Genomic DNA, 21,902 nt, shown 5'->3' on the forward strand with positions numbered 1-21,902 from the left:
CCCCCCCCCCCCCCCCCCCCCCCCCCCCCCCCCCCCCCCCCCCCCCCCCCCCCCCCCCCCCCCCCCCCCCCCCCCCCCCCCCCCCCCCCCGGTGCGTTCACACTGCTGGGCTGTGCGGGTACTGCCGGGTGGGGCCGTTGTTACTTGTTGATGCGGTTCGCGATTTCCTTGTCCGCGTCCGCGCCCGCCTTGGCGGCGTCCTCACCCTTCAGGACCTTGGTCATGAACTCCTTGATCGGGTTCGGCTCGGTCTCGACGTTGGCCCAGCCCGCGGTCACCGGGGTGATCTTGCCGTTGAGGCCGGCCTTGGCCATGGCCTCGGCGAAGGAGCCGGCGGCCGGGGTGAAGTTCGCGCCGACCTGGTTCGGCAGCAGCGCGCCCTTGACCTCGGCCGCGTACTTGGTCATCTGGTCCTTGCCGGTGGCGAGGGCCAGCCACTCCTTGGCGAGCTCCTTGTTCTTGGAGCGCTCGGCCACGGCGAGGTTCGAGCCGCCGAGGAAGACGGTGCCGGACTTGTCGGCCGTCTTGCCCGGGATCGGGAAGTAGCCGAAGTCGGCTTCCTTGCCCGCGTCCTTCAGGGCCTTCTCGGCACCGCCGGCCTCCCAGCCGAGGCCGATCCAGGAGGAGACGCCGCCCTTGGGGACGATGTCGGTGGACTGCTGCGGGGTGGCCTCGTCCTTGTCCTTGGGGGCGGTGGAGAAGGACTGGAGCTTCTTGTAGAAGTCCATCGCGGAGGCGGCCTGCGGGGTGCCCAGCTGGCCCTTCCACTTGGCGCCGTCCTTGACGGCGAGGTCGCCGCCCTCGTCCCAGATGAAGCCGGCGAGGACGTACCAGCTCTGGCCGGGGAGGTAGATCGGCTGCGCGGAGGGGTCGGACGCCTTCAGCTTCTCCAGACCGGCGATCCACTCGTCGCGGGTCTTCGGCGGGGTGACGCCGGCCTTCTCGTAGGCCTTCTTGTCGTAGACGACGACGCGGCTGGCGGCGTACCAGGGGGCGGAGTAGAGCTTGCCGTCGACCTCGGCGGAGGCGAGCATGCTCTTCTGCCAGGCGTCGGCGCCGAGCTTGGCCTTGTCCTTCGTCAGGTCGGCGAGGCCGCCGGTGACCGCGTAGCCGGCGGTCTGGGTGTTGCCGAGCTCAAGGACGTCCGGAGGGGTGTTCTCGGAGAGGGCCGTGGTGACCTTCTCCTGGATGCCCGTCCACTTCTGCTCCTCGACCTTGACCGTGACACCGGGGTGCTTGGCCGAGAACTCCTTGTTGACCTGCTCGATCCACGCCTTGGGTGCGGAGCCGTCCATCACCCAGACGGTGATCTCCTTGGCGCCACCCGACGCGTCGGCGTTCGGCTTGTCGTCGCCGCCATTGCCGCACGCCGCGACTCCGACCATCATGCCCACGACACCGACCGCCGCAATGAGCTTGCGCTTCACGCCACCCTCCTCAGGGATGCTGCTGCACCTTCCCTCGCCCGCCGCGGTGACGTACGTACCAAGTACTGCCGTGGGGCCGGGATCTGATCCATATTGGTTTAGACCAGTACCGGGAGCTTGGCCTAGACCTTTAGGGGTGTCAAGGGTCTAATGAGCGGGTGCTCGGTCCGTTATCGGACCGACACCTCGGGGCGGGGAGGAGGCCTGCCCTCCCACCCGTGTCACCATGTGACCGCACATATCGGAGGAGCCGGTGACGGCAGCGAAACTGGAGTCGGGAAGGCGGGCGGCGATGGCCACCGAAGGGGCGACCACGGAGCCGGAAGGCGGGCCGGCCACTCGAACGGCGCGTGTGCCCAAGTACTACCGACTCAAGCGGCACTTGCTCGACATGACCGAAACGCTGCCCCCCGGGACTCCGGTGCCGCCGGAGCGCACGCTCGCGGCCGAGTTCGACACCTCCCGCACCACCGTCCGGCAGGCCCTGCAGGAGCTCGTCGTCGAGGGCCGGCTGGAGCGCATCCAGGGCAAGGGCACCTTCGTCGCCAAGCCCAAGGTCTCACAGCCGCTCCAACTCTCCTCCTACACCGAGGACATGCGGGCCCAGGGGCTGGAACCCACCTCGCAGCTCCTGGACATCGGGTACGTCACCGCCGACGACACCCTCGCGGGCCTGCTGAAGATCACCACCGGCGGACGCGTGCTGCGCATCGAGCGGCTGCGCCTGGCGAGCGGCGAGCCGATGGCCATCGAGACCACCCACCTGTCGGCCAAGCGCTTCCCGGCGCTGCGCCGTTCCCTCGCCAAGTACACCTCGCTCTACACCGCCCTCGCGGAGGTGTACGACGTCCGCCTCGCGGAAGCCGAGGAGACCATCGAGACCTCCCTGGCGACCCCGCGCGAGGCGGGACTGCTCGGCACGGACGTGGGCCTGCCGATGCTGATGCTCTCGCGCCACTCCCTCGACGCCGACGGAGAACCGGTCGAATGGGTGCGATCGGTATATCGCGGCGACCGTTACAAGTTCGTTGCCCGTCTCCAGCGACCTGTCACGTGATCACTGGTTGACTGCCCTTCCACCTGGGGTGGACGCTCGTACCGCTATGCGGACGGGGGCTTACATCCACGGGTGGGACCCCCGTAGATTCCCTGCGCTCACGCAGATGATCAACGAGGGGACGAGGATCATGCCGGAACCGGAAGCAACAGGTACGGACGGGGCTCCGACAGCGGGAGGAGCGGCGGGTCCGGGCCCCGGCACGGGCTCGCCCTCGCCCTCGGGAAGGCCCTCTCCGCGGTCCGTGGCGATCTGGGTGGGCGTGGCCCTCGTCGGCGCCCTCGGGTGGGGCGTGCTGGCGCTCTCCCGGGGTGAGGAGATCTCCGCCGCCTGGCTGCTCGCCGCCGCGCTGGGCTCGTACGCCATCGCCTACCGCTTCTACGCGCGGTTCATCGCCGACCGCGTACTGAAGGTCGACAAGACGCGGGCCACCCCCGCCGAACGCCTCGACAACGGTGTCGACTTCCATCCCACCGACCGGCGCGTGCTCTTCGGCCACCACTTCGCCGCCGTCGCCGGCGCCGGCCCCCTGGTCGGCCCGGTCCTCGCCGCGCAGATGGGCTACCTGCCGGGCACCATCTGGATCGTCGCGGGCGTCATCTTCGCCGGCGCCGTCCAGGACATGGTGACCCTGTTCTTCTCCACGCGGCGCGACGGCCGTTCGCTCGGCCAGATGGCCCGGGACGAGATCGGCCCCGTCGGCGGGGCCGCCGCCCTGATAGCCGTGTTCGTCATCATGGTCATCCTGCTGGCGGTGCTCGCGCTGGTCATCGTCAACGCGCTGGCGCACTCCCCCTGGGGTGTCTTCTCCATCGGCATGACCATCCCGATCGCCCTCTTCATGGGCGTCTACCTGCGCGTCCTGCGCCCGGGCCGGGTCACCGAGGTCTCCTTCATCGGCGTCGCGCTGCTGCTGCTCGCGATCGTCGCCGGCGGCTGGGTCGCCGAGTCCTCCTGGGCGGACACCTTCACCCTGGAGAAGGAGACGCTGGTCATCTGGATGGTCGTGTACGGCTTCGTCGCCTCGGTGCTGCCGGTGTGGCTGCTGCTCGCGCCCCGCGACTACCTGTCCACCTTCATGAAGGTGGGCACCATCGCGCTGATGGCGATCGGCGTGGTCCTCGCGATGCCGACGCTGAAGATGCCCTCGGTCACCGACTTCGCCTCGCGCGGCGACGGCCCGGTCTTCGCCGGGGCGATGTTCCCCTTCGTCTTCATCACCATCGCCTGCGGGGCCCTGTCCGGGTTCCACTCGCTGGTCGCCTCGGGCACCACCCCGAAGATGATCCAGAAGGAGACCCAGGTCCGGATCATCGGCTACGGCGCCATGCTGACCGAGTCCTTCGTCGCCGTCATGGCGGTGATCGCGGCGTGCATCATCGAGCCCGGCCTGTTCTTCGCGGTCAACTCCCCCGGCGGCGTGGTCGGCACCACCGTCCAGAGCGCCTCGGAGGCGGTGACCAACCTCGGCTTCGCCATCAGCCCGGACGCCCTCGCTCAGGCCGCGAAGGACGTGGAGGAGGCCAGCCTGCTGTCCCGTACGGGCGGTGCGCCGACCTTCGCGCTCGGCATGTCGGAGATCTTCTCGGCGGTGGTCGGCGGCACCGCGATGAAGGCCTTCTGGTACCACTTCGCCATCATGTTCGAGGCCCTGTTCATCCTGACCACCGTCGACGCGGGCACCCGCGTCGGCCGGTTCATGCTCCAGGACACCCTCGGCAACGTCCACAAGTCCTTCAAGAACGTCAGCTGGAAGCCGGGCGTGTGGCTCGCGAGCGCCGTCGTGGTCGGCGGCTGGGGCTACTTCCTGTGGGTCGGCGTGAAGGACCCGCTGGGCGGCATCAACCAGCTCTTCCCGCTGTTCGGCATCGCGAACCAGCTGCTCGCGGCGGTCGCGCTGGCCGTCTGCACCACGCTGCTGGTCAAGTCCGGGCGGCTCAAGTGGGCCTGGGTCACCGCCGTTCCGCTGGCCTGGGACGTGGCCGTCACCCTCACGGCGAGCTACCAGAAGGTCTTCTCCGACGACGTGAAGGTCGGTTTCTTCGCGCAGCGCGACAAGTACCAGACCGGCATCGACGCCGGGAAGGTGCTCCCGCCGGCCAAGAACATGGACGACATGCACACCGTGGTCACCAACGCGACGGTCGACGGGGTCCTGTCGGCGCTGTTCGCGGTCCTGATCATCATCGTGCTGGCGGACGCGGCCCGGACCTGCCTCAAGGCCATCGCCCACCCCGAGTCCGTCCGCCTCTCCGAGGTGCCGTGGAGCGAGTCGAAGATCATCGCCCCGGCCGGGCTCATCGCCACGGCCGAGGAGAAGGCCGAGCTCGCGGCCGCCGGCCTCGACGGGCGCGGCAGCCCGGCCAAGGAACCGGTCGCGTGAGCCGGGTGCGCGGGGCGCTGGCGAAGGCGCGGTTCTTCGTACGGGAGTTCTCCGGCGAGGCCGCGTACGACCGCTACGTCGCGCACGCCCGCTCGCACGACCCGGACGCCGAGGTCCTGACCCGGCGCGCCTTCGAGCGGGCCCGTACCGACGCCCGCGAGGCGGACCCGCGCGAGGGCTTCCGCTGCTGCTGAGCCCGTACCGCGGGCACGAAGGGCCCCGCCCCACCGGCGGGGCCCTTCGACGTGTGGGCCCTTCGGCGCACCGGCGCGGGTCGCGCACACTCGATGGCATGGACTTGGAGATCAGAACGGCACGCACCGACGAGTACGAGCGGCTCGGGGAGATCACAGGGCTGGCCTACACCGGTGACGGGCTGCTGGACCTGAACGACGACGACACCTACCTCAACGTCCTGCGCGACGTCGCCGGCCGGGCGGGCGAGGGCGATGTGCTCGTCGCCGCGCAGGACGGCCGGGTGCTCGGCGGCGTGACCTTCGCCGCACCCGGGAGCCGGCTCGCGGACGTGGCCGGGCCGCACGAGGCCGAGTTCCGCATGCTCGCGGTGGCTCCCGAGGCGCGCGGGAAGGGCGTCGGGGAGGCCCTCGTACGGGCCTGCGCGGAGCGGGCGCGGGCCCTGGAGGGGGTCACGGCCCTGGTCCTGTCCACCCAGCCGGCGATGACAGGCGCCCAGCGGATCTACGAACGGCTGGGTTTCGTACGCACTCCGGATCTCGACTGGTCGCCGATCCCGGCCCTGAAGCTGCTGACCTACCGTCTGGAGCTGTAGCCATACCGACACAACATGTGGGGGGTCGCGCAAGGATGGCCCCCCACATGTATGCTCGTGCTCGCTGTCGTCGCAGGGGAATCCGGTGCGAATCCGGAACTGTCCCGCAACGGTATGAAGTGCACCCATTGGTGTCACCGCAGTCCGAGGACCTGCCGACAGTGCGCCCGGGTCGACCGAACCGGGTGCCGACACGTCCGGGCTTCGCGGTTGGGCCGGTGGACGCCGTGCGGTGAGTACGCGATCCCGTCGCGCCCGCACGCGCCTCCCCCTGCCCCGATCCGCCGACGACCGGGCCGAGCGAGGGAGAGCTCCCGCCGTGACCATCGCGCCTTCCGCACCGCGCGCCGAGTCCGTTTCTGGCGACACCACCGAAGGCCCGGGGGCCGCGCTGCTGCGTACTCTCACCGAGCTGACCGCCGACCTCCCCGACACCGACCCCGGCCGGGTCGCCGCCGCCGCGCTGCGCGGACGCAGCTCCGCGGCCGACGAGGCCGAGCTGCGCGGGCTGGCCACCGAGGCCGCGGCGGGCCTGATCTCCGAGGACCCGGCCTACTCCCGCCTCGCCGCCCGCCTGCTGACGCTGGCCGTGGCCGACGAGGCCGCCGGCCAGGGCGCCACCTCCTTCGCCGAGTCGGTCGCCGTCGGCCACCGCGAGGGCCTGATCGCCGACCGGACCGCCGCGTTCGTCGCCGCCCACGCCGGCCGGCTGAACGCGCTGGTCGAGCACGCGCTCGCCGAGGGCGCGGACGACCGCTTCGGCTTCTTCGGCCTGCGCACCCTGCACAGCCGCTACCTGCTGCGGCACCCGCACACCCGCCAGGTGATCGAGACCCCGCAGTACTTCATGCTGCGCGTGGCCTGCGGTCTCGCGGAGGACGAGAGCGTCCAGGCCGTCGAGGAAGTGGCCTCGCTCTACCGGCTGATGAGCCGCCTCGACTACCTGCCGTCCTCCCCCACGCTCTTCAACTCCGGCACCCGCCACCCGCAGATGTCCTCCTGCTACCTGCTGGACTCCCCGCTGGACGAGCTGGACTCGATCTACGACCGCTACCACCAGGTGGCCCGCCTCTCCAAGCACGCCGGCGGCATCGGCCTCTCGTACTCCCGCATCCGCGCCCGCGGTTCGCTGATCCGCGGCACCAACGGCCACTCCAACGGCATCGTGCCGTTCCTGAAGACCCTCGACGCCTCCGTCGCCGCCGTGAACCAGGGCGGGCGCCGCAAGGGTGCCGCGGCCGTCTACCTGGAGACCTGGCACGCGGACATCGAGGAGTTCCTGGAGCTGCGCGACAACACCGGCGAGGACCAGCGCCGCACGCACAACCTCAACCTGGCGCACTGGATCCCGGACGAGTTCATGCGCCGTGTGAACGCCGACGCCGACTGGTCGCTGTTCTCCCCGGCCGACGTCCCCGAGCTGGTGGACCTGTACGGCGAGGAGTTCGACGCCGCCTACCTCAAGGCGGAGGCGGCGGGCCTCGCGAAGAAGACCATGCCGGCCCGCGACCTGTACGGCCGCATGATGCGCACCCTCGCGCAGACCGGCCAGGGCTGGATGACCTTCAAGGACGCCTCGAACCGGACCGCGAACCAGACCGCGCTCCCCGGCACCGTCGTCCACTCCTCCAACCTCTGCACCGAGATCATCGAGGTCACCAACGACGGCGAGACCGCCGTCTGCAACCTCGGCTCGGTCAACCTCGGCGCGTTCGTCGTCGACGGCCGGATGGACTGGGAGCGCCTGGACGAGACCGTCCGCACGGCCGTGACCTTCCTCGACCGCGTCGTCGACATCAACTTCTACCCGACCGAGCAGGCCGGCCGGTCCAACGCCAGGTGGCGTCCGGTGGGCCTGGGCGCGATGGGCCTCCAGGACGTCTTCTTCAAGCTGCGCCTGCCCTTCGACTCCGCCGAGGCGAAGGCCCTGTCCACACGGATCTCCGAGCGGATCATGCTGGCCGCGTACGAGGCCTCCTGCGACCTCGCCGAGCGCAGCGGCCCGCTCCCGGCCTGGGCCGAGACCCGTACCGCGCAGGGCGTCCTGCACCCCGACCACTACGACGTCGAGCCCACCTGGCCCGAGCGCTGGGACGCCCTGCGCGCCCGGATCGCGAAGACCGGCATGCGCAACTCGCTGCTCCTCGCCATCGCCCCGACGGCCACCATCGCCTCGATCGCGGGCGTGTACGAGTGCATCGAGCCGCAGGTCTCCAACCTCTTCAAGCGCGAGACGCTCAGCGGTGAGTTCCTCCAGGTCAACGCCTACCTGGTGGAGGACCTCAAGGAGCTCGGGGTGTGGGACGCGCAGACCCGGGAGGCGCTGCGCGACTCCTCCGGCTCCGTCCAGGGCTTCGGCTGGATCCCGGCGGAGATCCGCGAGCTGTACCGCACGGCGTGGGAGATCCCGCAGCGCGGCCTGATCGACATGGCGGCGGCCCGTACCCCGTACCTGGACCAGAGCCAGTCGCTCAACCTGTTCCTGGAGACGCCCACCATCGGCAAGCTCAGCTCGATGTACGCGTACGCCTGGAAGCAGGGCCTGAAGACCACGTACTACCTGCGCTCCCGCCCGGCGACGAAGATCGCCCGCGCCGCGTCCGGCGCCGCCGCCGTCCCGGCCGCCGCCACTCCCCTCCCGCAGGCCGTCGACGCCGAGGCGCTGGCCTGCTCCCTTGAGAACCCCGAGTCCTGCGAGGCCTGCCAGTAATGAGCTCCAACGACCAGAAGAACCTTCTCGACCCGGGCTTCGAACTGACCCTGCGTCCGATGCGCTACCCGGACTTCTACGAGCGCTACCGGGACGCGATCAAGAACACCTGGACGGTGGAGGAGGTCGACCTCCACTCCGACGTCGCCGACCTGGCGAAGCTGACGCCGTCCGAGCAGCACATGATCGGCCGTCTGGTGGCGTTCTTCGCGACGGGCGACTCGATCGTCGCGAACAACCTGGTGCTGACGCTGTACAAGCACATCAACTCCCCGGAGGCGCGCCTGTACCTGTCGCGCCAGCTGTTCGAGGAGGCCGTGCACGTCCAGTTCTACCTGACGCTGCTCGACACCTACCTGCCCGACCCCGACGACCGCGCGGCGGCCTTCGACGCGGTGGAGAACATCCCCTCCATCCGTGAGAAGGCGCAGTTCTGCTTCAAGTGGATGGACTCGGTCGAGAAGATCGACCGGCTGGAGACGGCCGCCGACCGGCGCCGTTTCCTGCTGAACCTGATCTGCTTCGCCGCGTGCATCGAGGGCCTGTTCTTCTACGGCGCCTTCGCGTACGTGTACTGGTTCCGTTCGCGCGGCCTGCTGCACGGTCTGGCGACGGGCACCAACTGGGTGTTCCGTGATGAAAGCGCCCACATGGGCTTCGCCTTCGAGGTGATCGACACGGTCCGCAAGGAGGAGCCGGAGCTCTTCGACGACGCCCTCCAGCAGCAGGTCACCGACATGCTGAAGGAGGCCGTCGAGGCGGAGCTGCAGTTCGGCCGGGACCTGTGCGGTGACGGCCTGCCGGGCATGAACACCGAATCGATGCGCGAGTACCTGGAGTGCGTCGCCGACCAGCGCCTGGTCCGCCTCGGCTTCCCGCCGGTGTACGGCTCGCAGAACCCGTTCTCCTTCATGGAGCTCCAGGGCGTCCAGGAGCTGACCAACTTCTTCGAGCGCCGCCCGTCGGCCTACCAGGTCGCGGTGGAGGGCACCGTCGACCTGGACGAGGACTTCTAGGCCGCGGTCGCGGCCCGCGGCGGCCCCGCCCGTGGTTCCACGGCGGGGCCGCCGTGCTGTCCGGCGGAGGGGTGGCCCGCTTACTCCTTGCAGGTCAGATTGGCGGTCGCCTGCGCGGTCTTGCCCTGCGAGGGGCCGTTGTCGATCACGATCTTCTAGGTGACGGTGGCCGTCGCCGCACCGGCCGGAACGGCCGCCTGGTCGGTCACGTTCTTGATCTCGCCCTGCGGGACGGAGAACTCGATGGTCCCCGGCACCTTTCCGGAGGCCCGCTCCCAGTGGTACTGGACGGTGCCGCTGCCGAAGCCCACCAGGATCGCGGTGAACTTGACGCCCTGGGCGCAGTCGGCCTCGCCGCTCGCCGGAGTGGCCGTGACGTCCAGGTCGCGGATGGTGACGTTGCGGGAGGCGTTGCCCTTCCGGCGGTCCTCCTCGCCCTCCTTCTCGCCCGCCTTGCCGCCCTTGACCTGCCCCTCCTTGAAGCCGGCCTCGTAGCCCTTGCCGTATCCGTCCTGGAAGGCCTTGAGCTCCAGTTCCTGGCACTGGTCGGCCGTGAGGCCCGGCTTCTTCTTGAACGCGTCGTCGTAGGTCTGGCGGTACGAGTCCGCGAAGCCGTCGGCCCGGCCGTCCTTGAGGCCCTCGGCATGGCCCACCCGGAAGGCGGCGCCGTGCAGTTTGACCGCGTCACAGGAGGGCTTCGCGGCCGCCACGGTGGCGGAGATGGTCTTCATGTCCCTGCCCAGCCCGCCGACGGCGCGGGGCAGGAGTCTCACGGTGAGCGTCCTGGCGCCGGGCTTGGCGTCCTTCTCGACCTGGACGAAGGCGTCGTGGGTCACGGAGGTGCCGGGCATTCCGAGGTTGAAGCAGCTGGTGCCGCCGCCGCCCCCGCCCTCCAGCTTGATCTCCGTGCACGACTCCTGGCCGCCAGGGGCCTTGGTGTTCATCACGACGACCTTCACGCTGCCCCTGGAACCGGGTGTCATGGTGCCGGAGGCCTCGGCGGAGGTGATCGAGACATCGCCGTCCGCCACGGCTCCTGGGGCGCACACCAAGGCCAGCGGGAAGGCCATGGGAAGGGCGGCGGCCACGCGCATACGGCGCTTCATGATGGATCCTTCCGCCTACCTCCCCTTGGGCGTGTTCGCGGCGTGCGTCACTTCCATGCTGGCCCGCCCGGGAGACCCTGTCGAACGCGGCCCCCCGACTGCGCGGGCGGGCCCGGGCTCAGTGGGCGACGGTGCCCCGGCGCCACGCGGCGGAGCGGGTGCCGGCCCGGTTTCCGGCCCGGCGGGGACCGGACGCCGCCCGGCGCGGCGCCGGATCCCGGCGGGCCGCCGCGGCGAGCTGCCGGTCGGTCCGGCGCTCGTGCAGCGCCCCGTACAGGGCGGGGGCGAGGAGCAGGGCGGCCACGGCGAGGACGGTCAGGTAGTCGAGGAACGTGTTCATGGCTCAAAGATCGTCGGTATCGCCGGAGCCGGACAGTGGCAGGACTGTCATGGAAGAGCGAATTACTGCCACACTGGGTGCATGCTGAAGAACGTGGCGGTGGCCCTCGTCGACGGAGTGACGCCCTTCGAGTTCGGGATCTTCTGCGAGGTCTTCGGGATCGACCGGAGCGAGCAGGGACTGCCCGTGTACGACTTCGCGGTGTGCGCGGCCGAGGAAGGGCCGCTGACCATGGCGGACGTCGGTTTCACCATCGCACCGGCGCACGGGCTGGAGCGGCTGGAGGAGGCCGATCTGATCTGCCTGCCCGCCGACCGGCGGGCGCCCGTACGGGACTACCCCGAGCCCTTCCTCGACGCCCTGCGCCGGGCCGTGGACCGGGGGGCGCGGGTGCTCAGCGTGTGCAGCGGCGCCTTCGTGCTCGGTGCGGCCGGGCTGCTGGACGGGCGGCGCTGCACCACCCATTGGTTGCACGCCCCGGCGCTGGTCCGCCGCTACCCGGCGGCCCGGGTCGACCCGGACGTGCTCTACGTGGACGAGGGGGCGGTGATCACCGCCGCCGGCACCGCCTCGGGCATCGACGCCTGCCTGCACGTGGTCCGCCAGGAGCACGGGGCCGAGGTGGCCAACGCCATCGCCCGGCGGATGGTCGTACCGCCCCACCGCGACGGCGGCCAGGCCCAGTTCATCCAGCGGCCGCTCCCCCGCACCACCTGCGACACGGTCGGCGAGGTGATCGGGTGGATGGCCCGCCACCTGGACGAGGAGATCACCGTCGAGCGGCTGGCGGAGCGGGCCCGCATGTCACCCCGGACCTTCGCCCGGCGCTTCCTCCAGGAGACGGGGACCACCCCCTACCAGTGGGTGCTGCGCCAGCGGGTGCTGCTGGCGCAGGAGTTGCTGGAGGCCACGGACGACACGGTGGACGCCATCGCGGGCCGCAGCGGCTTCGGAACCGCGGCGGCCCTGCGCCACCACTTCCTGCGGACCCTGGGCACCACCCCGAACACCTTCCGCCGCGCCTTCCGGGGGCCTCGCACCGCGGCCTGACCGCAGCCCAACGGCCGGTAATAGCTCATGACTTGACATTCCGGAGGCGCGGCTCTGGCCGCGCTCCGCCGGCGGTGATGTCATCCGGTTACGCCGGCCGCGCCCCGCACCCCCCACACACGAAGGCCCCGCTCCGGAACCGGAGCGGGGCCTTCGTCCGTGTGCGGCGCGCGGCCGGGATCAGTCGTTCGGGACGATCTCATAGCGCGGGGTGTTCTCCGCCATCTGGCGCAGCGCGTCCTTGCGGTCGCGCTTCGAGAGGCGGTCGATGTACAGGTACCCGTACAGGTGGTCGGTCTCGTGCTGGAGGCAGCGCGCGAAGTAGCCCGTGCCGCGGACCTTGATCGGGTTGCCCTGGGCGTCCTGGCCGGTGACCTCGGCGTAGTCCGGGCGGGCCAGCGAGGCGTACGCGGTCGGGACCGACAGGCAGCCCTCGTTCGAGTCGTCCAGCACGCGGGAGCCGGCCGGCAGTTCGACGAGCTTCGGGTTGACCACCACGCCGGTGTGGCGCACGCCGTCGTCGTCCGGGCAGTCGTAGACGAAGACCTTGGCGTCGACGCCGATCTGGTTGGCGGCCAGGCCCACGCCCTCGGCGGTCTTCTGGCTGGCGAACATGTCGTCGATCAGCTGCGCCAGCTCGTCGCCGAACTCCGTGACGTCCTTGCACTCGCGGTGCAGCACCGGGTTGCCGACCACCGTGATCGGGCGGGACGTACCGCGCTCGCGGTAGGCGAGCTCGCGCGCCTCACAGTCCTCGGTGTCCACGACGTAGCCCTCGTCGTCGATCGGGGTCACCTGGTTCTCCTGCTGCGCCATGTCCGCCGTACGCCTTCCCTCAAGTCCGTGGTGTGCCCGTACAGCCTACGGCCCTGGGTCAGCAGACTTCCTCGAGATCCCGCCACTCCCGGCTGTCCGGACTGTCGGCGACCCAGCCGTCGAGCAGCCCGCGCACCAGGCCCGCCGGCGCCGCGATGCCGCATTCGCGCTCGGGGACCCACAGGGAGCCGGATCCGGCCGTGCGGTGGCCGAGCGGGCCGGGGTGGCCCGGTTCGCTGTGGTCGTGCGGGTCCAGGTGGTCGCCGTTGTCCTCGCCGCTCGGCATCTCGCTCTCCGAACAGGTCCGGCACAGCAGCCGCACCGAGGAGGACCAGTCCTCGGCGGCGAAGCCGGCGTCCGAGGCCAGCTGCTCCAGGGCGTCCCGGTCGGCCTCGGTGGCCGCCTCCAGCAGCACCACCCAGGTGGGCACCGGCGAGGGGGCCCACAGCTCGATCTCGTCGAAGACCGGGTACGAGGGGCCGGCCGCGGTGACCCGCTCGCCGTGCGGCACCCCGTCGTGCAGGACGACCTCGCCCCAGCGCCGCCCGGAGGAGGGCAGCGGGATGGACAGGACCTCCATGCGGGCTGGATCGAGCCTGCGGCCCCAGACGACCTCGGCCTCGCCCTCGGGGGACAGCCGTACGGCGGCGCTGCCGAGCTCCATGCCCACCGGCTCGCCCGTCCCCGCCGTGCTGTGCGGGTCGCCGGGCACCTTCAGGCCGTACGCCTGCCAGGCCCGGCGGGCCAGCGGCCAGTCCTGGAGCGCGGTCGCGGCGATCCCGACGTTCCACCAGTCCGGGGCGCCGGTCTCCCGGTCGAGCAGGGCCACCGCGCGCAGCCCCGCCGCCCTGGCCTGCTCCCAGTCGTGCCGGAACTTGTGGAGCAGGGCCAGGTTGAACCAGGACTCGGACAGCCAGGGCTCCAGGTCCGCAGCCCTGGTCAGCAGCGCGCCCGCGTCCTCGTACCGACCGTCGCCGATCAGCGTGAACGCGCGGTCGGTGGCCTGCCGCCACGAAGCGGAGGGCCGATGCCGTACCTTCCCGAAGATCCTCACGATTCCCGCCTGCTTGGGGGCACCCCCAGCGGTGGCTGGGGGACAGGTGCAGCCTTGCGCACACCCTCACGGACACTCCTACTGCATCCAACCATGCCCGCTCGGACAGCCGCTCATTACCCATGGGTTACCCCGGCGGAACGGCTACGACTCTGCCGCGTCCTCCCCTGGCCAGAACCCTCGCCAGGGACTCCACGACCTCCGGCTGGTAGTCGCGTCCGGTGCCCAGGCGCAGCTGTTCGAGGGCGGCCAGTGAGCCGCCCGGGTGACGGTTCCCGCCCGCGAGGTCGTCGTACGCGTTGACCGCGCGCACGATCCGGGCGGCGAAGGGCTGCTCACGGTACGGATCCGCCTGGCGTTCCACGATCACCGCGACCTCGGCCGGCACCCCGGTCTGGCGCGCCACCTCACCGCCCAGCTCGGCGATCCGGCGGGCTTCGGCGGCGGGCAGGTCCGCGGTGGCTCCGGCGGGGACCGGGTCGACGAGCGAGAGCTGGCCGATGTCGTGCATCAGCGCGGCGTACTCCAGCACCGTGAGCTCCCGTTCCGACAGGCCCAGCTCGCGGCCGACCTCGCAGCTCAGGGCGGCGACCCGGCGGGCGTGCCCGGGGGCGGTGTACCCGGCGATCTCGGTGGCCCGGGCGAGGGAGGTGATGGTCTGGCGGTAGGTGGTGCGGACGGCGGTGATCCGGTGGAGGGACATCTGGGTCAGCAGCAGCGGCACGCAGAAGACCGGCAGGGCCCACAGGCCCGCCACGGCCACCCCGAGGGCCATCACGACCCCGGTGGCGCAGATCGCCGAGCCGGTGCCGGGCAGGGCGCGCAGCTCGTCGCGGAGCAGGGGCCCGTACGGCCACCCGGTGCGGGCCCCGGCCGGCACGGCGGCGAGCACGGCGTCGCACAGGGCGGTGAGGCCCAGCAGGAGCAGCAGGAACAGGACGAGGTACGGGCCCTGCCCCAGGCGGTCGCCGAGCCGCCCGGAGTGGTGGAGCGGCTGGAAGCAGGCGGCGGCGAAGGCGACGGTGAGGACCCGGCGGGCGACGTGGTCCAGGGCCGGGCCGTGGCCCCGGGCGACGTGCGGGACGATCCCGGCGAGGGCGGCCGCGACGACGACGGCGACGGTCTGGAGCACCCCGTGGTGGGTGGGGTGCCCGGCGTTCTGTCCGAGCAGGGCGTACGCGAGGGCTCCGGCGGAGCCGAGCGGTGCGGGCTGTCGGGGCCCGGCGGGCCCGGCGCCCCCGGTGGGGGGGCCCGCGGAGCCCGGGCGGGGGTCGCGTCGGGCGAGTTCGCCGAGGGCGACCAGCGTGCCGAAGGCGAGGGCGGTACCGGGCTCGACGACACCGGTCCACAGGGTGTGGCCCAGCCCGGCGGCCGCGAGCAGCCCGGCGGCGGCGCGTACCGCCCAGACGGCGAGGGCCCTCACCGGCCGCCCCCGGCCCGCCCGGCCGGATCGGCGGCCCGCGGATCCCCGGCCGGCGCACCGCCCGAGGCCGGCGTGCCGCCCGGCCCCGGCGGTGGCGGGCCCGGTGCGGCGGGGATGACCTGGAGGTCCGCGTCCGAGGTGACGACGGGGTGCCAGCCGTGCCGGCCGATGGCGGCGACCAGGGCCCGCACCATCGCCGGGTCGAACTGCGCGCCCGCGCAGCGCTCCAGCTCCGCCAGGGCGGTCTCCACCGGCCGGGCCCGGCTGTAGGAGCGGGTGGAGGTCATCGCGTCGAAGGAGTCGGCCACCGCCACCACGCGGGCCAGGACCGGGATCTGCTCCCCGCTCAGCCCGTACGGGTACCCGCGGCCGTCGACCCGCTCGTGGTGGTGCAGGATCGCGGACCGGGCCTCCCCGAGGAATCCGATGCCCCGCACCATCTCGTGTCCGTACTCGGGATGCAGTTCGATGATCCTGCGCTCCTCCGGGGTCAGGGGCCCGTCCTTGCGCAGCAGCCGGGTGGGCACGCCCAGCTTGCCGACGTCGTGCAGGATCCCGGCGATCCGCACCACCTCGAGGCGGTCGTCGCCCATGCCGAGCTCGCGGGCGATCATGGCGGAGGCCTGGCCGACCCGTTCGCTGTGCCCGCGCGTGTAGCGGTCCTTGATGTCGACGGCCTGGACGAGGGCGCGGATCGTGGCCCGGTGCGCGGCGCTCTCGCGGTGGTACTGGGCGAAGACCCAGCAGGAGATGTACATCGGCAGCAGGACGAGCAGCGCGGCCGGAACCCCGTACGGGCTGCGCCACATGACCGCCATCATCAGTCCGGCCAGCCCGTGCACGCAGTACGGGGCCAGGGAGGCGGCGGTGCCGCGCCAGGCGGTGGCGGCGGGCCGGTGTTCGGCGGCGGCCAGGACGGCCCCGTCGAGGGCGGTGAGCACCAGGCAGAAGACGACGGCCGCGACGGCCGCGGGGAGCAACACGTACGGGAAGTCGGCCACCACCCAGGCGGTGGGGCCGGCGTCCCGGCCGTTCGCCCCGGGCGGTCCGGCGCCCGCGCCGCCCCGGCCGGTGAGGGCCTGCGGGCCGCCGAGGAGCCCGTAGGCCTGCCCGGCCGCCCACGCCGCCGTCGCCTGCTGCGCGGCGTGCCAGATCCGGCGCACCCGGGCGGGCCGCTGGACGACGCTCTGGGCGAGTCCGCCCGGCAGGGCGACGAGCGCGGCGGCCGGGGGCGGCAGCAGGAAGACGGCGGCCATCACCACCGGGAGGAAGGAGCCGATGCCCTCGGGGACCCGGCGGCCCAGGACGGGGAGGCCCCGCGCCCCCTCGCAGCCGACGGAGAGGAGGGCCAGCAGGGCCACGGCGGGCCAGGGTGTCGAGGCCCCCGCGAGGAGGGCGGGGGCGGCGCAGGCCGCGGCGGCGAGAACGGCGGCCAGGACGCAGGCGCGCGCCGCCGGGGGCAGTACCCGCATGGCGCTCTCCTCCCCCGGGGGCCGGGAAAACCGGGTACCGGACAGGAGCGGTACCGCGAGGGGAGAATAGGGCGGCCCCGGAACCGAGCGGGGCCCCTTTTCGTATCGCGCCGTACGGGCGCCCCCGGATTAGCCCCTTCGAGTGAACGAAGTGGAGTTCCGGGGGCGGCGGTTCAGCGCAAGGATGCCGGCCGTTCAGCCGGTCGCGGGTCCGGCGGTGATGTCGCCTTCGGGCACGGCCTGGCCCGAACGGATCAGTTCGATCCGTCCCATGACCTTGGAGCGGAGGTCGGTCGGCACGTCGTCCGATCCGCAGCAGCGCTTGACCAGCTTCTTCACGGCCTGCTCCAGGCCGTACTTCTCGAGACAGGGATTGCATTCGCCGAAGTGCGTCTCGAACTTCGTGCAGTCACTGTCGGGCATCTCGTGGTCCAGGAACTCGTACAGATGGTCCAGGACCTCGGCGCACTCCGTCTCGTGCGGCTCTCCGCAGCTCATGAGCCCGAGCCTTTCAGGTCGTTCGACTCTCCCGCGCCGGCGGGAACCAGCCCGCGCTCACGGGCATAGTCCTCCAGCATTCCGCGGAGTTGACGGCGCCCACGGTGCAGCCGCGACATGACCGTTCCGATGGGTGTACCCATGATGTCCGCGATCTCCTTGTACGCAAAGCCCTCTACGTCGGCAAGATAGACCGCGATGCGGAACTCCTCCGGAATGGCCTGGAGCGCTTCCTTCACGTCCGAATCGGGCAGGTGGTCGAGCGCCTGCGATTCGGCGGAACGCAAACCGGTCGACATGTGCGACTCGGCACGCGCGAGCTGCCAGTCCTCGATCTCCTCGGCGGCACTGCGCTGCGGCTCGCGCTGCTTCTTGCGGTAGGAGTTGATGAACGTGTTGGTCAGGATGCGGTAGAGCCACGCCTTGAGGTTGGTGCCCTCGCGGAACTGGTGGAAGGACGCGTACGCCTTCGCGTAGGTCTCCTGGACCAGGTCCTCGGCGTCGGCCGGGTTGCGCGTCATGCGCAGTGCGGCGGAGTACATCTGGTCGAGGTAGCCGAGGGCGTCCCGCTCGAAGCGCGCGTTGCGCTCCGCGGTCGTCTCCTGTGCCTGGCCTTCGTCGGTCCCAGCGACAGGACCCACCTCCTCCGACAGCGTGGCGGCTCCGAAAGCGGATCCGCTCGAATCGGAGAATAGTCGACCATCCCGGCCCTCCGCCGCCCGAAGCGAGCCGCGCTTGGGGGCGGGCAGCACCGTCCAGTCCAGGTCAGCGGCCTGCGGACGGTTCTGGCTGATGACCTGGGTCATGCGCTCCCTCTCCTCCGACGTCTTTCCCCTGCGTTCCGACACTCCCCACAACAGGCGGCCCGGGCAGGGCATTCCCTGGTGCGCCAAGGGTTTCCGGCATGCGGCGGGGTCCGCCCGGGGCCGGGTGAGCGGGGTCACCCCGGAATCTGTCAGGTCCGGACCGCAGCCGCGCTCCCCCGGGTCGGGAACGGGGCTCAGCCGATGAGCCGGGCGAGCCACGCGGCCACCGCTCCGGTGATCACTTCCAGGGCCTCCTCCTGGGTCGGGCCGCCCTTCTTCGGCACGGCGAAACCGTGGTCGCCGGAGGCCACCTCCACCAGCTCGTACGGGTCCCCCGCGCCCGGCGGCGGGAACTCCTCGGGCCGTCCGAAGGGGTCCCGGCCGCCCTGCACCACCAGCGCGGGCCGTCCGGCGCCCAGCAGCTCCTCAGCGCGGGACTTCTCCGGCTTGCCGGGCGGGTGCAGCGGGAAGGCCAGCGCGAGCACGCCGGCCGCACCCAGGCCCGCGGCGGTGCGGCAGGCCACCCGGGCCCCCGCGCTGCGCCCGCCGGCCACCACGGGCAGCCCGGGCCGCTCCAGGGCCGGCCACAGGGCCCGCCAGCCCTCGTCCAGCACCTTGGGCGCGGCGGCGACCTTCTTCCCGGCGACCCGCCAGGGCTGCTCGACCAGGGCCACGGTGACGCCCCGGGCGGGGAGGGCGGCGGCCAGGGCCTGGAGGTCGCGGGCCTCGATGCCGCCGCCCGCGCCGTGGCCCAGGGCCAGCACCAGCCGGGCGGCGCGGGCGGTGTGCCAGGTGATCCGGGCCTCGCCGGCCGGGGTGCCGACGCTCTCGGTACGCGTGCTCATGGGCCCATCCTGCCGGGCGGGGGCGGCCTCCCCCGCCGGGTGGGACACGGGTGGGGGCGTGTCGTGGCAGGAGCGCCGGGCCGGGCGGGGTCCTGGCGACGCGGCCTAGAACAGGGTGGCCTCCTCCGGCGCCTCCAGCTCCCCGAGGAGTTCGGGCCCGTTGTTGCGTACGTTGCTCACAGCCGTGGCCACCGGGTACGCCCGCATCAGCCCGCCGGGCGGGGCCGCCAGCAGGTCCCGCAGACCGTTCTCGTCGGTGCGGGCGGGGTCCAGCCAGGCGTCCCAGCGGTCCGGGGTCAGCATCAGCGGCATGCGGGGGTGGATCTCGGAGAGCGAGCGCGGTCCCTCGGCGGGCGCCACCCCCAGGGGTGCGGCCTCGGCCTCGGTGGTGATCACCGAGCAGGTGGCCCACCAGGCCCGGGGGTGGTCGGGGGGCAGGGCCGCGTCGCGCCAGAACTCGTAGATCCCGGCCATCGCGAAGACCGAGCCGTCGGCGGGGAGCACGAAGTAGGGCTGTTTGCGGGCCCGCTTCTTCTTCCCCTCGACCTCCAGCTGCCGCTCGTCGTGCGCGGTGACCCACTCGTAGTACCCGTCGGCGGGGACGATGCAGCGGCGCTGCGCGAAGGCCCGGCGGAAGGAGGGCTTCTCGTGCAGGGTCTCGGACCGGGCGTTGATCATCCGGGCCGCGCCCTCCGGGTTCTGCGCCCAGGACGGGACCAGGCCCCACTTCAGCACCCGCAGCTGGCGAACCGGACGCGGGTCCCGCGCGTCCTTCAGGGGGCGGTCGAGGACGACGTGGACCTCCTTCGTCGGCGCCACGTTCCAGTCGGGGGCCAGGGTCTCGCTCGGCTCCCACCGCTCGATCCCGAATATCCCCGCCAGTTCCAGGGGCGTCCGACTCGCCGCAAACCTTCCGCACATGGCTGACACACTGCCATGGCACCGATACCCGACCGCAAGGAGTCCGCCACTCCATGGACAGCAGCACGACGGCCGGCCTCTGGGACCGGCTCACCGGAATACAGACCTCGCCCCCGTGGTGGCTGGTGGTGGCGACGGGACTGGCCGCGCTCGCCGTCGTCGCGCCGCGGCCGGTGTGGCTGCTCTCCCGCAACGCGATCACCATCGCGCACGAGGGCGGCCACGGGCTGCTCGCCCTGCTGACCGGACGCCGGCTCACCGGGATCCGGCTGCACTCCGACACCAGCGGCCTCACCCTCAGCTGGGGCAAGCCGACCGGGATCGGCATGGTCCTGATGCTCGCCGCCGGCTACACGGCGCCCGCGCTGCTGGGCCTGGGCGGCGCGGCCCTGCTGGCGGCACACCGGATCACGCTGCTGCTGTGGGTGGCGACCGCGCTGCTGCTGGTGATGCTGGTGATGGTCCGCAACGCGTACGGGCTGCTGACGGTCGTCCTGACCGGCGGAGCCTTCCTGCTGGTGTCGTGGAAGGCCCCCGAAGCGGTGCAGGCGGCGTTCGCGTACGCGGTGGTGTGGTTCGCGCTGCTCGGCGCGGTGCGACCGGTGTTCGAGCTCCAGGCCCAGCGCCGCGACGGCGGGGCGCCGGAGTCCGACGCCGACCAGCTGGGCCGGCTCACGCACGTGCACCCCGTCGCCTGGCTGCTCCTGTTCCACACGGTCACCCTGTGCTGCCTCATCGGCGGCGGGCGCTGGCTGCTCGCCCTCTGAGACGGGGCAGCGATCCAGATCCGGGGCCGTGGGGAGCCACTAAAGTAAGGGCCATGACCGACACCCCCGCGCTTCCCGACCTCTGGCCCGCTCCGTTCGCGGACGGGGCCGTCCACGCCACCGTCACCGTGCCGGGGTCCAAATCGGTCACCAACCGCGCACTCGTGCTCGCCGCCCTCGCGGCCGAGCCGGGCTGGGTGCGCCGCCCGCTGCGCTCGCGCGACTCCCAGCTGATGTCGGACGCCCTGCGGGCGCTGGGCGTCGGCATCGAGGAGACCGTCTCCTCCAGCTCCGCCGACGGCGACAGCGGCGAGGCCTGGCGGATCATCCCGGCCGCCCTGCACGGCCCGGCCACCGTCGACGTCGGCAACGCGGGCACCGTCATGCGCTTCCTGCCGCCCGTGGCCACCCTGGCCGACGGCGACATCCGCTTCGACGGCGACCCGCGCTCCTACGAGCGGCCGCTCGGCCAGGTCATCACGGCCCTGCGCACCCTCGGCGCCCGGATCGACGACGACGGCCGGGGCGCACTGCCCATGACCGTCCAGGGCGGCGGGGCCCTGGAGGGCGGCACGGTCGAGATCGACGCCTCCAACTCCTCCCAGTTCGTCTCCGCGCTGCTGCTGTCGGCGCCGCGCTTCAACCAGGGCGTCGAGGTCCGGCACGTGGGCGGCAAGCTGCCGTCCATGCCGCACATCCGGATGACCGTGGACATGCTGCGCGCGGCGGGCGCCCAGGTCGACACCCCGGAGGCCGGCGGCGAGAAGGACGTGTGGCGGGTGACGCCCGGCGCGCTGCTCGGCCGGGACATGGTCGTCGAGCCCGACCTCTCCAACGCCCAGCCCTTCATGGCCGCGGCGCTGATCACCGGCGGTACGGTCACCATCCCGGACTGGCCCGCGCGCACCACGCAGCCCGGTGACGCGCTGCGCGAGATCTTCACCGCGATGGGCGGCTCCTGCGAGCTGACCGAGGCCGGTCTGGTCTTCACCGGCACCGGCAAGATCCACGGCATCGACGTGGACCTGAGCGAGGTCGGCGAGCTGACCCCCGGCATCGCGGCCGTCGCGGCCCTGGCCGACTCGGAGTCGGTCCTGCGGGGGGTGGCGCACCTGCGGCTGCACGAGACGGACCGGCTGGCGGCGCTGACCGCGGAGATCAACGGTCTCGGCGGTGACGTCACGGAGACCGAGGACGGCCTGCGCATTCGCCCGCGCACCCTGCACGGGGGCGTGTTCCACACCTACGACGACCACCGCATGGCCACCGCGGGAGCGGTGATCGGCCTGGCCGTGGCGGGCGTGGAGATCGAGAACGTGGCGACGACCGCGAAGACCCTGCCGGACTTCCCCAGGATGTGGGCCGACATGCTCGGTCAAGCTCCGCGAGGAACGACGGGAGCGGGAGCGTAGGGGCCCGTC

General features: G+C 72.2%; 20 protein-coding genes and 1 riboswitch. Of the genes, 9 read left to right on the plus strand and 11 right to left on the minus strand.

What is annotated here, in order from left to right; all coding sequences use genetic code 11:
* Positions 1-140: 140 nt before the first annotated feature.
* A complete protein-coding gene (locus ACZ4WZ_RS26055; protein ID WP_467893927.1) occupies positions 141-1,427 on the minus strand; it encodes an extracellular solute-binding protein in 1,287 nt (428 codons plus the stop codon).
* Between the two features lie 292 nt (positions 1,428-1,719).
* On the opposite strand from ACZ4WZ_RS26055, the gene ACZ4WZ_RS26060 reads away from it, so the two are divergent.
* From ACZ4WZ_RS26060 to ACZ4WZ_RS26085, 6 genes are all read left to right on the plus strand, one after another.
* Positions 1,720-2,484: a GntR family transcriptional regulator gene (locus tag ACZ4WZ_RS26060; RefSeq protein ID WP_467894074.1), complete on the plus strand. Its 765-nt coding sequence runs from the start codon at positions 1,720-1,722 to the stop codon at positions 2,482-2,484.
* Between the two features lie 130 nt (positions 2,485-2,614).
* Positions 2,615-4,867, plus strand: a complete 2,253-nt coding sequence (locus ACZ4WZ_RS26065; protein WP_467894076.1) for a carbon starvation CstA family protein — start codon at positions 2,615-2,617, stop codon at positions 4,865-4,867.
* Positions 4,864-5,061 (plus strand): CstA-like transporter-associated (seleno)protein, encoded by a 198-nt coding sequence (locus ACZ4WZ_RS26070; RefSeq protein WP_467893929.1) that lies wholly within the window; start codon positions 4,864-4,866, stop codon positions 5,059-5,061. The genes ACZ4WZ_RS26065 and ACZ4WZ_RS26070 overlap by 4 nt, the downstream gene beginning before the upstream one ends.
* Before the next feature lie 98 nt (positions 5,062-5,159).
* A complete protein-coding gene (locus ACZ4WZ_RS26075) occupies positions 5,160-5,657 on the plus strand; it encodes a GNAT family N-acetyltransferase (RefSeq protein ID WP_467893930.1) in 498 nt (165 codons plus the stop codon).
* 51 nt (positions 5,658-5,708) lie between these two features.
* A riboswitch (cobalamin riboswitch) is annotated at positions 5,709-5,831 on the plus strand.
* 145 nt (positions 5,832-5,976) lie between these two features.
* Positions 5,977-8,367 carry a ribonucleoside-diphosphate reductase subunit alpha gene (locus tag ACZ4WZ_RS26080; protein WP_467893932.1) on the plus strand — a complete coding sequence of 797 codons (2,391 nt, stop codon included), beginning with the start codon at positions 5,977-5,979 and terminating at the stop codon, positions 8,365-8,367.
* Positions 8,367-9,383, plus strand: a complete 1,017-nt coding sequence (locus ACZ4WZ_RS26085) for a ribonucleotide-diphosphate reductase subunit beta (RefSeq protein WP_467893933.1) — start codon at positions 8,367-8,369, stop codon at positions 9,381-9,383. The genes ACZ4WZ_RS26080 and ACZ4WZ_RS26085 overlap by 1 nt, the downstream gene beginning before the upstream one ends.
* 155 nt (positions 9,384-9,538) lie before the next feature.
* On the opposite strand, the gene ACZ4WZ_RS26090 is transcribed toward ACZ4WZ_RS26085, so the two are convergent.
* Together ACZ4WZ_RS26090 and ACZ4WZ_RS26095 are read right to left on the minus strand one after the other, a co-directional pair.
* Positions 9,539-10,489 carry a hypothetical protein gene (locus ACZ4WZ_RS26090; RefSeq protein ID WP_467893935.1) on the minus strand — a complete coding sequence of 317 codons (951 nt, stop codon included), beginning with the start codon at positions 10,487-10,489 and terminating at the stop codon, positions 9,539-9,541.
* 118 nt (positions 10,490-10,607) lie between these two features.
* Positions 10,608-10,829 (minus strand): hypothetical protein, encoded by a 222-nt coding sequence (locus ACZ4WZ_RS26095; RefSeq protein ID WP_467893937.1) that lies wholly within the window; start codon positions 10,827-10,829, stop codon positions 10,608-10,610.
* Between the two features lie 81 nt (positions 10,830-10,910).
* Between ACZ4WZ_RS26095 and ACZ4WZ_RS26100 the strand changes: the two genes are divergently transcribed.
* Positions 10,911-11,879, plus strand: coding sequence for a helix-turn-helix domain-containing protein (locus tag ACZ4WZ_RS26100; RefSeq protein WP_467893938.1), 969 nt, complete (start codon positions 10,911-10,913; stop codon positions 11,877-11,879).
* A 180-nt stretch (positions 11,880-12,059) separates the two neighbouring features.
* Here ACZ4WZ_RS26100 and def read toward each other — a convergent pair whose 3' ends face one another.
* From def to ACZ4WZ_RS26140, 8 genes are all read right to left on the minus strand, one after another.
* Positions 12,060-12,695: a peptide deformylase gene (gene def, locus ACZ4WZ_RS26105; RefSeq protein ID WP_467893940.1), complete on the minus strand. Its 636-nt coding sequence runs from the start codon at positions 12,693-12,695 to the stop codon at positions 12,060-12,062.
* A 58-nt stretch (positions 12,696-12,753) separates the two neighbouring features.
* Positions 12,754-13,749 (minus strand): tetratricopeptide repeat protein, encoded by a 996-nt coding sequence (locus ACZ4WZ_RS26110; RefSeq protein ID WP_388933832.1) that lies wholly within the window; start codon positions 13,747-13,749, stop codon positions 12,754-12,756.
* 127 nt (positions 13,750-13,876) lie between these two features.
* Complete coding sequence (locus tag ACZ4WZ_RS26115) at positions 13,877-15,172, minus strand: HD-GYP domain-containing protein (protein ID WP_467893942.1); 1,296 nt, start codon at positions 15,170-15,172, stop codon at positions 13,877-13,879.
* On the minus strand, positions 15,169-16,644 hold the full coding sequence (locus tag ACZ4WZ_RS26120; RefSeq protein ID WP_467893944.1) for an HD-GYP domain-containing protein: 1,476 nt from the start codon (positions 16,642-16,644) through the stop codon (positions 15,169-15,171). Before ACZ4WZ_RS26120 ends, ACZ4WZ_RS26115 begins: the two co-directional genes overlap by 4 nt.
* Before the next feature lie 195 nt (positions 16,645-16,839).
* Positions 16,840-17,142 (minus strand): mycothiol system anti-sigma-R factor, encoded by a 303-nt coding sequence (gene rsrA / locus ACZ4WZ_RS26125; RefSeq protein WP_388933841.1) that lies wholly within the window; start codon positions 17,140-17,142, stop codon positions 16,840-16,842.
* A complete protein-coding gene (locus tag ACZ4WZ_RS26130; RefSeq protein WP_007266438.1) occupies positions 17,139-17,783 on the minus strand; it encodes a sigma-70 family RNA polymerase sigma factor in 645 nt (214 codons plus the stop codon). The genes rsrA and ACZ4WZ_RS26130 overlap by 4 nt, the downstream gene beginning before the upstream one ends.
* Positions 17,784-18,142: 359 nt before the next feature.
* A complete protein-coding gene (locus ACZ4WZ_RS26135) occupies positions 18,143-18,793 on the minus strand; it encodes an alpha/beta hydrolase family protein (protein ID WP_467893946.1) in 651 nt (216 codons plus the stop codon).
* Positions 18,794-18,898: 105 nt separating this feature from the next.
* A complete protein-coding gene (locus tag ACZ4WZ_RS26140; protein ID WP_467893947.1) occupies positions 18,899-19,714 on the minus strand; it encodes an SOS response-associated peptidase in 816 nt (271 codons plus the stop codon).
* Between the two features lie 53 nt (positions 19,715-19,767).
* Here ACZ4WZ_RS26140 and ACZ4WZ_RS26145 point away from each other — a divergent pair, with 53 nt between their 5' ends.
* A complete protein-coding gene (locus ACZ4WZ_RS26145; RefSeq protein WP_467893948.1) occupies positions 19,768-20,481 on the plus strand; it encodes a M50 family metallopeptidase in 714 nt (237 codons plus the stop codon).
* A 53-nt stretch (positions 20,482-20,534) separates the two neighbouring features.
* The gene (gene aroA, locus ACZ4WZ_RS26150) at positions 20,535-21,893 is read left to right on the plus strand and encodes a 3-phosphoshikimate 1-carboxyvinyltransferase (RefSeq protein WP_467893950.1); all 1,359 of its coding nucleotides are present in this window, start codon (positions 20,535-20,537) and stop codon (positions 21,891-21,893) included.
* Positions 21,894-21,902 lie beyond the last annotated feature (9 nt).

It is taken from the genome of Streptomyces sp. NPDC029122, assembly GCF_055569445.1.

What these genes read in the sequence shown, in the direction of transcription:
- ACZ4WZ_RS26060 (WP_467894074.1), top strand. Translation starts at nt 1,720, where the DNA reads ATGGCCACCGAAGGGGCGACCACGGAGCCGGAAGGCGGGCCGGCCACT.
- ACZ4WZ_RS26065 (WP_467894076.1), top strand. Translation starts at nt 2,615, where the DNA reads ATGCCGGAACCGGAAGCAACAGGTACGGACGGGGCTCCGACAGCGGGA.
- ACZ4WZ_RS26075 (WP_467893930.1), top strand. Translation starts at nt 5,160, where the DNA reads ATGGACTTGGAGATCAGAACGGCACGCACCGACGAGTACGAGCGGCTC.
- ACZ4WZ_RS26085 (WP_467893933.1), top strand. Translation starts at nt 8,367, where the DNA reads ATGAGCTCCAACGACCAGAAGAACCTTCTCGACCCGGGCTTCGAACTG.
- ACZ4WZ_RS26090 (WP_467893935.1), bottom strand. Translation starts at nt 10,489, where the DNA reads ATGAAGCGCCGTATGCGCGTGGCCGCCGCCCTTCCCATGGCCTTCCCG.
- ACZ4WZ_RS26095 (WP_467893937.1), bottom strand. Translation starts at nt 10,829, where the DNA reads ATGAACACGTTCCTCGACTACCTGACCGTCCTCGCCGTGGCCGCCCTG.
- ACZ4WZ_RS26100 (WP_467893938.1), top strand. Translation starts at nt 10,911, where the DNA reads ATGCTGAAGAACGTGGCGGTGGCCCTCGTCGACGGAGTGACGCCCTTC.
- def (WP_467893940.1), bottom strand. Translation starts at nt 12,695, where the DNA reads ATGGCGCAGCAGGAGAACCAGGTGACCCCGATCGACGACGAGGGCTAC.
- ACZ4WZ_RS26120 (WP_467893944.1), bottom strand. Translation starts at nt 16,644, where the DNA reads ATGCGGGTACTGCCCCCGGCGGCGCGCGCCTGCGTCCTGGCCGCCGTT.
- rsrA (WP_388933841.1), bottom strand. Translation starts at nt 17,142, where the DNA reads ATGAGCTGCGGAGAGCCGCACGAGACGGAGTGCGCCGAGGTCCTGGAC.
- ACZ4WZ_RS26135 (WP_467893946.1), bottom strand. Translation starts at nt 18,793, where the DNA reads ATGAGCACGCGTACCGAGAGCGTCGGCACCCCGGCCGGCGAGGCCCGG.
- ACZ4WZ_RS26140 (WP_467893947.1), bottom strand. Translation starts at nt 19,714, where the DNA reads ATGTGCGGAAGGTTTGCGGCGAGTCGGACGCCCCTGGAACTGGCGGGG.
- ACZ4WZ_RS26145 (WP_467893948.1), top strand. Translation starts at nt 19,768, where the DNA reads ATGGACAGCAGCACGACGGCCGGCCTCTGGGACCGGCTCACCGGAATA.
- aroA (WP_467893950.1), top strand. Translation starts at nt 20,535, where the DNA reads ATGACCGACACCCCCGCGCTTCCCGACCTCTGGCCCGCTCCGTTCGCG.